We start from the raw sequence: 10,950 nt of genomic DNA, 5'->3' as shown, positions 1-10,950 counted from the left end.
TGACCTCTCAGTACTTCAGCAGGTTGGAATCGTCGACCGAGGCCGAGCGACGCGTGCGGAAGATCGACATGATGATCGTCAGGCCCACCACGACCTCGGCGGCTGCCACGACCATCACGAAGAAACCCATCACCTGGCCGTCGAGCTCCCCGTGCATGCGGGAGAACGTGACCAGCGTGAGGTTCACCGCGTTGAGCATCAGCTCGACGCACATGAACACGACGATTGCGTTGCGCCGCACCAGAACGCCCACCGCGCCGAGGCTGAACAGCAGCGCGGACAGGAGCAGGTAGTAGGTCGGGGTCACTTGTCCCCCTCCTTCGACGGGGCGGAACCGGTGAGCGCGTGGGCGTCGGCCTGGTGGGCCGTCCCGGCCACGTCGGCGACGTCGTCCGCGAGGCGTTCCTTGGTGGTCGTCTCGATGAGGGCCGACAGCGACTCCTCCGCGACGGAACCGTCGGGGAGCAGCGCGGGCGTGGCCACCGAGTTCGCCGTGGCGAAGACACCGGGGCCGGGGAGGGAGCCGGGGCGGTCGCCCTTGAAGCGCTCCTCGACCAGCTCGCGCTGGGTCTTCTTCTCGCCCTTGCCGTGCCGGTCCGAGTACGCCAGGACCATCGCGCCGACGGCCGCCGTGATCAGCAGCGCCGACGTGAGCTCGAAGACGAAGAGGTACTTGGTGAACAGCGCCTCGCCGATGTTGGCGACGTTGCCGCCGCCGGAGGAGTTCACCGCCGCGAGGCCGACCGAGTCGACGCGGGTGAAGGCCTGGGCGAGCGAGCCGACGACCAGTCCGGCGAAGCCGACGCCGAGCACGGCGGCGGCGAGCCGCTGCCCGCGCAGCACCTCGACGATCGAGTCGGAGCTGTCCCTGCCGACGAGCATCAGCACGAAGAGGAACAGCATCATGATCGCGCCGGTGTACACGATGATCTGCACGAAGCCGAGGAACGGCGCCTGCTGGACCATGTAGAGGACACCGAGGCTGAGCATCGTCAGCACCAGCCACAGCGCGGAGTGCACGGCGTTGCGGGCGAACAGCATCCCGAGCGCGCCCGCGAGCGACAGCGGCCCGAGGATCCAGAACGCGACCGCCTCACCGGTGGTGACGACGTCCGGAGCCGCGGTGGCGGGCTCGGTCGCGGGTTGTGCCACGGCGAGGAAGTCCTGCGCCAGGTTGAGAAGGCTCACTGCCCGGCCTCCGACTGGCGTGCGAGCGCGGGCCCGTTCACGTAGTAGTCCTGCTCGTTGTCGCCGAGCCGCATCGGGTGCGGCGGCTGCTCCATGCCGGGCAGCAGCGGGGCGAGCAGGTCTTCCTTCGTGAAGATCAGCTTCTGCCTGCTGTCGTCGGCCAGCTCGTACTCGTTCGTCATGGTGAGCGAACGGGTCGGGCAGGCCTCGATGCAGAGGCCGCAGCCGATGCAGCGCAGGTAGTTGATCTGGTAGTCGGCGCCGAACCGCTCGCCGGGGGAATAACGCTCCTCGTCGGTGTTGTTACCACCTTCGACGAAGATCGCGTCCGCCGGGCAGGCCCACGCGCACAGCTCGCAGCCGACGCACTTCTCCAGGCCGTCGGGGTGCCGGTTGAGCTGGTGCCGCCCGTGGAACCGCGGTGCGGTGACCTTCTTGACCTCGGGGTACTCCTCGGTGACGACCTTCTTGAACATCGTTCCGAAGGTGACGCCGAAGCCCTTGATGGGATCAAACATCCCCATCGCTGGCCTCCTTCGATGCTGTTACCGCAACGGGTTCCTTGGGGAGACGCGCGACGACCGGGGTGCGTCGCGTCGGCGCCTTGGGGACTTCCAGGTCCAGTGGTGGCACGGGGTACCCGCCGCCGGTGATCGGGACCGCGTTCGGGTCTTCCTCGACCTTGCGGTCCGGCAGCAGCAGCGAGAGCAGCACCAGGACGCCGAGCACGACGCCGAAGATCGTCAGGAACTGGCTCTGGCTGAACCCGCCCGAGTTGTTCAGTGCGCGCACGAGTGCGACGGCCACGATCCACACGAGGCTGATCGGGACGAGGACCTTCCAGCCCAGCCGCATGAACTGGTCGTAGCGCATGCGGGGCAGCGTGCCGCGCAGCCAGATGAAGAGGAACAGGAAGAAGAGGGTCTTGGCGACGAACCACAGGAGGCCCCACCAGCCCGTGTTCATGAACTCGCCGCCCCAGGGCGCCTGGTACCCGCCGAGGAACAGCGTGGTCGCGAGCGCGGAGACCGTCACCATGTTCACGTACTCGGCGAGGAAGAACAGCGCGAACTTCAGCGAGCTGTACTCGGTGTGGAAACCGCCGACCAGCTCGGACTCGGCCTCGGGGAGGTCGAAGGGCGCGCGGTTGGTCTCGCCGACCATGGAGATGACGTAGATCGCGAAGCTCGGGAAGAGCAGCACCACGAACCAGAGGTTGCTCTGCGCCTGCACGATGTCCGAGGTGGACATGGAGTGCGAGAACATCACGACGCCGACGATCGACAGGCCCATCGCGATCTCGTAGGAGATCACCTGCGCCGCCGAGCGCAGGGCGCCCAGCAGCGGGTACGGCGAGCCGGAGGCCCAGCCGGAGAGCACGATGCCGTAGACGCCGATCGAGGAGCAGGCCAGCACGACCAGCACGCCGACCGGGAGGTCGACCAACTGGAGCGAGGTCTTCTCGCCGAACAGCGAGACCTCGCCCGCGATCGGGATGACCGAGAACGCCACGAACGCGGGGATGCAGGAGATCACCGGCGCGAGGAAGAACACCCACTTGTCCGCGAGGACCGGGCGGATGTCCTCCTTGAACGCCAGCTTCAGGCCGTCCGCCAACGACTGGAGCCAGCCGTTGGGGCCGACGCGGTTGGGGCCGGGGCGCTGCTGCATCCGCGCGACGACCTTGCGCTCCCAGTTGATCATGAACAGCGTCATGACGACGAGGAACGCGAAGATCCCGACGACCTTGATCAGGATGATCCAGATCGGGTCGTCCGCGAGAAGTTCGGCGGTGGTCATGCCTTTCCTCCAGCTACGGCCACGAGCGAACCGTGGCCCGCGACGAGGTTGCGGCGCACGGTGACCGGGCCCGAGTTGCCGGGCAGCCAGACGACGCCGTCCGGCAGGTCCGCGACCTCGACGGGCAGCGTCACCGACCCGCGCTCGGTCGACACGGTGATGTCGGCGCCCAGTTCCAGGCCGAGCTTCACGGCGGTGTTCGCGGACACCTTCGCCACCACCGGGCGGGCGGTGCCCGCGAGGTTCGGCTCGTCGTCCTGGAGCGAGCCGTTGTCCAGCATCCGGCGCCAGGTCGCGAGAACGGCCTGGCCCTCCTTGGGCTGCACGAGCAGCGGCGCGGGCACCGTGGGCGCCGAGAACTCCGCGACGTTGGAGCCGAGGCGGTCGAGGTCCGCGGCCGCCGCGGCGGGGGTCTGGGTGAACAGGTCGGAGTCCATCTCGACGGCCAGGGTGTCGAGCACCCGGCAGTCCGGCAGCGCGCCGGTGCCCTCGAGCGTGGTGCCGAAGTCGCGGCGACGGCCCTCCCAGTTCAGGAAGCTGCCCGACTTCTCGACCGCCGGGGCGATCGGGAGGACGACGTCCGCGTGGGCGGTCGCCGCGCTCGGGCGCAGTTCCAGGGAGACCACGAAGCCCGCGAACTCCAGCGCGCGCTCGGCGAGACCGGGGTCCGGCAGGTCGAACGGGTCGACACCCGCGACGACCAGCGCGTCCAGGCCACCGCTCGCCGCGGCGACCAGGATGCCGTTGGTGTCGCGGCCCGCGCGGGTCGGCAGCGTGCCCGCCACCAGGCCCCAGGCCTTCTCGACCTCGGCGCGGGCGACGGCGTCGCTGACGAGCCTGCCGCCGGGCAGCAGGTTCGGCACGGCGCCCACTTCGAGCGCACCTCGCTCGCCCGCGCGGCGCGGGATCCACGCGACCTTCGCGCCGGTGGACTCGGCGAGCCGGGCCACCGCGGAGAACAGGCCGGGCACCTCGGCGGCGCGCTCGCCGACGAGGATCACCGAACCGCTGGTGCCCAACGCCTCGGCCACGTCGGCCGCGTGCTCCGCCAGGCCGTTCAGCGCGGCGGGCTCCTGGCCGGGGACGCAGGCGAGCAGCGTGCCGAAGGTCTTCTCCACGGCGGGCGAGGTGTACTGGCCCAGGTGGAACACCTTCGTCTTGCGGCGGGCCGCCTTGCGCAGCCGCAGGAAGACGATCGGCGCTTCCTCCTCCGGCTCGAAGGCGACGCACAGCACGGCGGGCGCGTTCTCGATGGCCTTGAACGTCACGCCGCCGCTGTCCGGAGTCGTACCGAGGATCGTGCTGGTGAGGAACTCCAGCTCCTCGGCCGAGTGCGCGCGGGCCCGGAAGTCGACGTCGTTGGTCTTCAGCGCGACGCGGGCGAACTTCGCGTAGGCGTAGGCGTCCTCGACGGTCAGGCGACCGCCGGTGAGCACGCCGACGCCCTTGGCGTCGCGCGCCGCGGCGAGTCCGGCAGCGGCGACCTGGAGTGCCTCGGTCCACGAGGTCTCACGCAGCTCACCGGTTTCCTTGTCGCGCACCTGCGGACGGGTGAAGCGGTCCGCGGAAGTGGCGTAGCGGAAGGCGAAGCGGCCCTTGTCGCAGATCCACTCCTCGTTGACCTCGGGGTCGTCGCCCGCGAGCTTGCGCTGCACCTTGCCGCGCCGCCAGTCGGTGCGCTCGGCGCAGCCAGACGAGCAGTGCTCGCAGACGCTCGGGGTCGAGATGAGGTCGAACGGGCGGGCGCGGAAGCGGTACGCCGCGCTCGTCAGCGCACCCACCGGGCAGATCTGGATGGTGTTGCCCGAGAAGTACGACTGGAACGGCTTGCCGTCCGCCACGCCGATCTGCTGCTGCGAACCGCGCTCCAGCAGCTCGATGAACGGGTCGCCCGCGATCTGCGCGGAGAACCTGGTGCAGCGCTGGCAGAGCACGCAGCGCTCGCGGTCCAGCAGCACCTGCGTCGAGATCGGCAGCGGCTTCGGGAACGTGCGCTTGTGCTCGTGGAAGCGGGACTCCGCGCGACCGTGCTTGAGCGCCTGGTTCTGGAGCGGGCACTCGCCGCCCTTGTCGCAGATCGGGCAGTCCAGCGGGTGGTTGATGAGCAGCAGCTCCATCACACCCTGCTGGGCCTTGTCCGCGACGGGCGAGGTGAGCTGGGTCTTCACGACCATGCCGTCCGCGACCGTCATCGTGCACGAGGCCTGGGGCTTCGGCATCGGCCGACCGCCCATCTCGACCTCGACGAGGCACTGGCGGCAGGCGCCAGCGGGCTCCAGCAGCGGGTGGTCGCAGAACCGCGGCACGACGATGCCGAGGCGCTCGGCCGTGCGGATCAGCAGCTCACCCTTGGGGGCGACGACCTCGAAGCCGTCGATCACGAGCTTGACGTGGCCCTCGGGGACCGCGACCTCGCTCTTCTCCGGTGCCAAAGTCATCAGTGGGCTCCTGCCAACACAGCGGAGTTCTTGTCGCACAGGGCGAGGAACTCGTCCTTGAAGTACTTGATGCCACTGGTGATCGGGCTGACCGCGCCATCACCCAGCGCGCAGAACGAGCGGCCGAGGATGTTGTCGCAGACGTCGAGCAACGTGTCGATGTCGCTCGCGGTGCCGTTGCCCGCCACCATCCGCTGGAGGATCTGGACCAGCCAGTACGTGCCCTCGCGGCAGGGGGTGCACTTGCCGCACGACTCGTGCTTGTAGAACTCGGTCCACTTCATGACCGCCCACGGGACCGAGACGGTCTCGTTGAACAGTTGCAGCGCCGTCGTCCCGAGCATCGAACCGGCCTCGGCCGCGCCTTCGAAGTCCAGCGGCACGTCGAGGTGGTCCGCGGTGAACAGCGGGGTGGACGAGCCGCCCGGCGTCCAGAACTTCAGCGGGATGCCGTCCTTCATGCCGCCCGCCAGCTCCAGCAGCTCGCGCAGCGTGGTGCCCATCGGCGCCTCGTACTGGCCGGGCCGCGTGACGTGGCCGGACAGCGAGTAGATCTTCGGGCCGGGCGAGCGCTCGCGCCCCATGGTGCGGAACCAGTCGCTGCCGCCGTTGACGATGAAGGGAACGCTGGCGATGGTCTCGACGTTGTTCACCACGGTGGGCGACGCGTAGAGCCCGGCGGTCGCGGGGAACGGCGGCTTCAGCCTCGGCTGGCCGCGCTTGCCCTCCAGCGAGTCGAGCAGCGCCGTCTCCTCGCCGCAGATGTACGCGCCCGCTCCGGCGTGCACGACGACGTCGAGGTCGAACCCGCTGCCCAGGATGTTCTTGCCGAGGTACCCGGCGGCGTACGCCTCCTGGACGGCACCGTTGAGCCTGCGGATGCAGTGCAGCGCCTCACCGCGCACGTAGATCGCGGCGAAGTTCGCCCGGATCGCGTACGAGGTGATGATGACGCCCTCGATGAGGGAGTGCGGGTCCGCCATCATCAGCGGGATGTCCTTGCAGGTGCCCGGCTCGCCCTCGTCGGCGTTGATGACGAGGTAGTGCGGCTTGCCGTCGCCCTGCGGGATGAAGCCCCACTTCATGCCCGTGGGGAAGCCCGCGCCGCCCCGGCCGCGCAGGCCGGAGTCCTTGCACTGCTGGATGATCTGGTCCGGGTGCGCGCCGAGCGCCTTGCGCAGCGCGGTGTACCCCTCCAACTGCTCGTAGGTCTTCAGCGTCCACGAGCGCGGCGAGAGCCAGCGCTTCGTGAGCACGGGGGTCAGGTTGTCCACCACGACGCCTCCTACTTCTTTTCCGGGAGGGGCGGGAAAGCGACGTCGTCCGACATGGACGGTGCGGTCCAGCCGTTGTCCGCGGCGATGCGGGCACCCCGCACCGTCTCGGCGGCGGCCGACGGGCCGTCCAGGTCGGACTCGCGGCCCTCGAAGAAGCCGGCGAGCTGGAGTTCGGCCTGGCGGAAGTCGGTGAGCGGAGCGCCACGCGTCGGCGCGGGCTTCTCCCCGGCCTGCAACGCGGTCACGAGCTCCAGCGCCTTGTCCGGCGTCTGGTTGTCGTAGAACTCGTAGTTCACCTGGAGGACGGGGCCGAGGTCGCAGGCCGCGAGGCACTCGGCGTGCTCCAGCGTGATCGAGCCCGGCGTACCCGGCTCGCCCGAGGTCTCCTCCTGGCCGAGCGGCTTGCCCTCGCTGCCCAGGTGCTCGCGCAGCTTGGCGAAGATGGCGTCGCCGCCCAGCGCCGCGCACAGGGTGTTCGTGCACACGCTGACCAGGTGCTCGCCGCACGGGCGGCGCTTGTACATGGTGTAGAAGGTCGCGACGGCGCTGACCTCGGCGTTGGTCAGGTCGAGCTGGCCCGCGCAGAACGCGATGCCCGCCTGGCTGACGTGGCCCTCGACCGACTGCACGAGGTGCAGCATCGGCAGCAGCGCCGACCGCGACAGCGGGTAGCGCGAGATGAGCTGCTGAGCCCGCGCCACGGTGTCCTCACCGAAGACGCTGAGGTCCACGGTGGACGGTTCAGAAGTCTGGGTCATCGGTCACAACCACCCATCACCGGGTCGATAGAGGCCACCGAGGCGATGACGTCGGCGACCATGCCGCCCTCGCACATCGCGGGCATCGACTGGAGGTTCACGAAACTTGGTTCGCGCACGTGCACGCGGAACGGGCGCGTGCCGCCGTCGGAGACCACGTGGTAGCCGAGTTCGCCGCGCGGCGACTCGATCGGCACGTAGACCTGGCCCGCGGGGACGTCGAAGCCCTCGGTCACCAGCTTGAAGTGGTGGATCAGGGACTCCATCGACTGGCCCATGATCTTGCGGACGTGCTCGAGCGAGTTGCCCATGCCGTCCGAGCCGATCGTGAGCTGCGCGGGCCACGCGATCTTGGCGTCCTCGACCATGACCGGGCCCGGCTCCAGCCGGTCGACGGCCTGCCGGACGAGCCGCAGCGACTGGTGGATCTCCTCGACCCGCATCAGGTACCGCGCGAAGCTGTCCGCCGCGTTCGACGTGGGGACGTCGAAGTCGTAGGTCTCGTAGCCCGAGTACGGCTCGACCTTGCGGAGGTCCCACGGGAGGCCCGCGGACCGCAGGATCGGACCGGTGATGCCGAGCGCGAGGCACGCGTCGACGGGCAGGTAACCCACGCCCGCCAAGCGGTTGCGCCAGATCGGCTGACCCGTGAGCAGCTTGTCGTAGTCCGGGAGCCGCTTGTCCATGATCTTCAGGAACGAGCGGATCTTCTCGACCGCGTCCGCGGGCAGGTCCTGCGCGACACCGCCGGGCCGGATGAACGCGTGGTTCATCCGCAGGCCGGTCAGGTGCTCCAGCAGGTGCAGCACCTCTTCGCGCTCGCGGAAGCCCGCGGTCATGCCGGTCAGCGCGCCCAGCTCCATGCCGCCGGTGGCCAGCGCCACCAGGTGCGAGCTGATCCGGTTGAGCTCCATCAGCAGGACCCGGATGACCTGGGCCCGCTGCGGCACCTCGACGCCGAGCAGCTTCTCCACGGACATGCAGTAGGCGGCCTCGTTGTGCAGCGGCGCCAGGTAGTCCATGCGCGTCACGAACGTGACGCCCTGGGTCCAGTTGCGGTACTCCAGGTTCTTCTCGATGCCGGTGTGCAGGTAGCCGATGACGGACCGGGCCTGCGTGACCGACTCGCCCTCCAGCTCCAGCACCAGGCGGAGCACGCCGTGCGTCGACGGGTGCTGCGGGCCGAGGTTCATGACGATGCGCTCGTCACCCGCCGCGTCGGCGAGCACCTCGTCCCAGTCGCCGCCGGTCACCGTGTAGACGGTGCCCTCGGTGGTCTGGCGGGAGTCGGCGACGTCGACGGACGGGCCCGCGGCGATCGTCGAGGCCTCGTCGGCGCGCGCGTCACCGGCCCGCGCGTCGGCGTCGCGGCTGTCGCTGCCCGCGGCGCTCGTGTCCGTGCCGGTCGACGCGTCGGAGACCGACTCGGTGCGGGTCCCGCCGCCGAGGGACTCCTCGTACGCCTTGTCCGCCGCGTTCGCCTGGTTTTCGCTGCTCACGAGTAAGACCGCCTCTGGTCTGGCGGGGGAATCTCCGCGCCCTTGTACTCCACCGGGATCCCGCCGAGCGGGTAGTCCTTGCGCTGGGGGTGCCCGTCCCAGTCGTCCGGCATGAGGATGCGGGTGAGACCGGGGTGGCCGTCGTAGACGATCCCGAACATGTCCCACGCCTCGCGCTCCTGCCAGTCCGCGGTCGGGTACACCGACACCACGCTGGGGATGTGCGCGTCGTCCACGTCGACCGAGACCTCCAGGCGGATGCGCCGCCGGTAGGTCATCGAGGTCAGGTGGTAGACGGAGTGCAGGCGGCCCGCGACGTCCGCGCCGTAGTCCACGCCCGACACCGAGCTGCACAGCTCGAAGCGCAGGGCGGGGTCGTTGCGGAGCACGGCGCACAGGGCGACCAGCTCTTCGCGGCGGACGTACAGGGTGATCTCGCCGCGGTCGATCGTGACCTGCTGGATCACGTCGGCCGGGATGTCCTTCTCCCGCATGGCGCCGAGCAGCTCGTCGACGAACTCGTCGAACCAGCCGCCGTAGGGCCGCTCGGCGGGGGCCGCGACGTACGCGGGCAGGCGGAGTCCGCCGAAGCCCGACGTGTCACCGGTGCCCGTGACGCCGAACATGCCCTTGCGCGCCTTGCCGGTCTCCAGCGGCGCCTTCGGCTCCGCGGGCGCCACGGCGGTCGGCTCCAAGCCGTCCTCCGCGGGTCGCTGCGCGCTGGAGTTCTCTTCCCCTGGCTCCCTCATCGCCTGCTCACTTCTTCTTCGCGAAACGCTCGGACGACGGCATGAGGTCCGTGGCGTAGCCGCTCTCCAGGAGCGCGGCGGCGCGGGCGGCGCCCAGCGGTTCGTCCATGATCTTGGCGTGGATCTTGAGGATCGCGTCGATCAGCATCTCCGGCCGCGGCGGGCAGCCCGGCAGGTACATGTCGACCGGGACCACGTGATCCACGCCCTGCACGACGGCGTAGTTGTTGAACATGCCGCCGGTCGACGCGCAGACGCCCATCGCGAGCACCCAGCGGGGCTCCGGCATCTGGTCGTAGATCTGCCGCAGCACCGGCGCCATCTTGTTGGTCACGCGACCCGCCACGATCATCAGGTCGGCCTGGCGCGGCGAGGCCCGGAAGACCTCCATGCCGAAGCGGGCGAGGTCGTAGCGCGGCCCACCCGTCGTCATCATCTCGATCGCGCAGCAGGCCAGCCCGAAGGTGGCAGGCCACAGCGAGGACTTGCGGGTCCAGTTGACCAGCTTCTCCACGCTGGTCAGCAGGATGCCGTTCGGGAGCTTCTCCTCGAGGCCCATGACTGTCGCCTTCCCCGGTGCTTAGTTCCAGTCGAGGCCGCCGCGACGCCAGACGTAGGCGTACGCGAAGCCGACTGTCGCGACGAACAGGGCGATCTCCACCAGCCCGAAGATGCCGAGCTTGTCCGCGGAAACCGCGAACGGGTAGAGGAACACCATTTCGATGTCGAACAGGATGAAGAGCATGGCCGTCAGGTAGTAGGCGACCGGCATGCGGCCACCGCCCACGATCGGGGCCGGTGAGGGCTCGATGCCGCACTCGTAGGCGTCGAGCTTGGCCCGGTTGTAGCGCCGCGGCCCGATGTACGGCGCGGCCGTCACCGAGAACAACGCGAACGCGCCGGCAAGTAGGAACATGAATACGAGGGGGAGGTAGGGCTGAAGCACTCTCCGTCGTCCTTTCCTCGCTGTCGCGACCTTGCGACCGCTGACCGATCCGCACCCTAAGGGGTGTTCTTGCCCGACTTGCCGGTAAGGCACGCCTAACAATCCGAGGCCAGCTTGTGAAACAGTTCACAAGCAGGGCCAGGGACTTGTGAAGTGATTCACAAGACCGTCGGCCAGTGTAGAACGTCACACAGAGGTGCCACAGGCACCCCCTCGCAGGGCCCTGACCTGGGCCTGGAGACCTCTTGAGACACCGGGGCGGCCGACGTCGCGGAGTACGCGGAATGACTGCTGC

Annotated in this window: 11 protein-coding genes; all 11 read right to left on the bottom strand. The window is 69.3% G+C overall.

The features are described 5' to 3' along the window. Positions 1–7: 7 nt before the first annotated feature. Positions 8–307: an NADH-quinone oxidoreductase subunit NuoK gene (nuoK, locus tag NZH93_RS46770; protein ID WP_106187055.1), complete on the bottom strand. Its 300-nt coding sequence runs from the start codon at positions 305–307 to the stop codon at positions 8–10. Further along, the gene (locus NZH93_RS46765; protein WP_259629863.1) at positions 304–1,152 is read right to left on the bottom strand and encodes an NADH-quinone oxidoreductase subunit J; all 849 of its coding nucleotides are present in this window, start codon (positions 1,150–1,152) and stop codon (positions 304–306) included. Before NZH93_RS46765 ends, nuoK begins: the two co-directional genes overlap by 4 nt. 32 nt (positions 1,153–1,184) lie before the next feature. After that, positions 1,185–1,712 carry an NADH-quinone oxidoreductase subunit NuoI gene (gene nuoI / locus NZH93_RS46760; RefSeq protein ID WP_259629831.1) on the bottom strand — a complete coding sequence of 176 codons (528 nt, stop codon included), beginning with the start codon at positions 1,710–1,712 and terminating at the stop codon, positions 1,185–1,187. After that, the gene (gene nuoH, locus NZH93_RS46755) at positions 1,699–2,988 is read right to left on the bottom strand and encodes an NADH-quinone oxidoreductase subunit NuoH (protein WP_259629830.1); all 1,290 of its coding nucleotides are present in this window, start codon (positions 2,986–2,988) and stop codon (positions 1,699–1,701) included. Before nuoH ends, nuoI begins: the two co-directional genes overlap by 14 nt. Further along, complete coding sequence (locus NZH93_RS46750) at positions 2,985–5,426, bottom strand: NADH-quinone oxidoreductase subunit G (RefSeq protein WP_259629829.1); 2,442 nt, start codon at positions 5,424–5,426, stop codon at positions 2,985–2,987. Before NZH93_RS46750 ends, nuoH begins: the two co-directional genes overlap by 4 nt. Continuing rightward, positions 5,426–6,703, bottom strand: coding sequence for an NADH-quinone oxidoreductase subunit NuoF (gene nuoF, locus NZH93_RS46745; RefSeq protein ID WP_259629828.1), 1,278 nt, complete (start codon positions 6,701–6,703; stop codon positions 5,426–5,428). Before nuoF ends, NZH93_RS46750 begins: the two co-directional genes overlap by 1 nt. A gap of 8 nt (positions 6,704–6,711) precedes the next feature. Next, entirely contained in the window at positions 6,712–7,461 is a 750-nt protein-coding gene (gene nuoE, locus NZH93_RS46740; protein WP_259629827.1) for an NADH-quinone oxidoreductase subunit NuoE, read from the bottom strand. Continuing rightward, entirely contained in the window at positions 7,458–8,780 is a 1,323-nt protein-coding gene (locus NZH93_RS46735) for an NADH-quinone oxidoreductase subunit D (RefSeq protein WP_372507020.1), read from the bottom strand. Before NZH93_RS46735 ends, nuoE begins: the two co-directional genes overlap by 4 nt. Before the next feature lie 176 nt (positions 8,781–8,956). Then, a complete protein-coding gene (locus tag NZH93_RS46730; RefSeq protein WP_259629825.1) occupies positions 8,957–9,709 on the bottom strand; it encodes an NADH-quinone oxidoreductase subunit C in 753 nt (250 codons plus the stop codon). 7 nt (positions 9,710–9,716) lie between these two features. Next, positions 9,717–10,268, bottom strand: a complete 552-nt coding sequence (locus tag NZH93_RS46725; protein ID WP_259629824.1) for a NuoB/complex I 20 kDa subunit family protein — start codon at positions 10,266–10,268, stop codon at positions 9,717–9,719. 21 nt (positions 10,269–10,289) lie between these two features. After that, positions 10,290–10,655 (bottom strand): NADH-quinone oxidoreductase subunit A, encoded by a 366-nt coding sequence (locus NZH93_RS46720; RefSeq protein WP_259629823.1) that lies wholly within the window; start codon positions 10,653–10,655, stop codon positions 10,290–10,292. Positions 10,656–10,950: the final 295 nt, after the last annotated feature.

The sequence above is a fragment of the Umezawaea endophytica genome (assembly GCF_025061645.1).
GTDB lineage: Bacteria > Actinomycetota > Actinomycetes > Mycobacteriales > Pseudonocardiaceae > Umezawaea > Umezawaea endophytica.
Note: the sequence above shows the minus strand (reverse complement) of the source record. Positions and strands in the feature narration are given on the sequence as shown.

Bases quoted from the DNA above. Each gene is read 5' to 3' on its own strand.
- nuoI (WP_259629831.1), bottom strand. From the start codon at position 1,712: ATGGGGATGTTTGATCCCATCAAGGGCTTCGGCGTCACCTTCGGAACG.
- nuoH (WP_259629830.1), bottom strand. From the start codon at position 2,988: ATGACCACCGCCGAACTTCTCGCGGACGACCCGATCTGGATCATCCTG.
- NZH93_RS46750 (WP_259629829.1), bottom strand. From the start codon at position 5,426: ATGACTTTGGCACCGGAGAAGAGCGAGGTCGCGGTCCCCGAGGGCCAC.
- nuoE (WP_259629827.1), bottom strand. From the start codon at position 7,461: ATGACCCAGACTTCTGAACCGTCCACCGTGGACCTCAGCGTCTTCGGT.
- NZH93_RS46730 (WP_259629825.1), bottom strand. From the start codon at position 9,709: ATGAGGGAGCCAGGGGAAGAGAACTCCAGCGCGCAGCGACCCGCGGAG.
- NZH93_RS46725 (WP_259629824.1), bottom strand. From the start codon at position 10,268: ATGGGCCTCGAGGAGAAGCTCCCGAACGGCATCCTGCTGACCAGCGTG.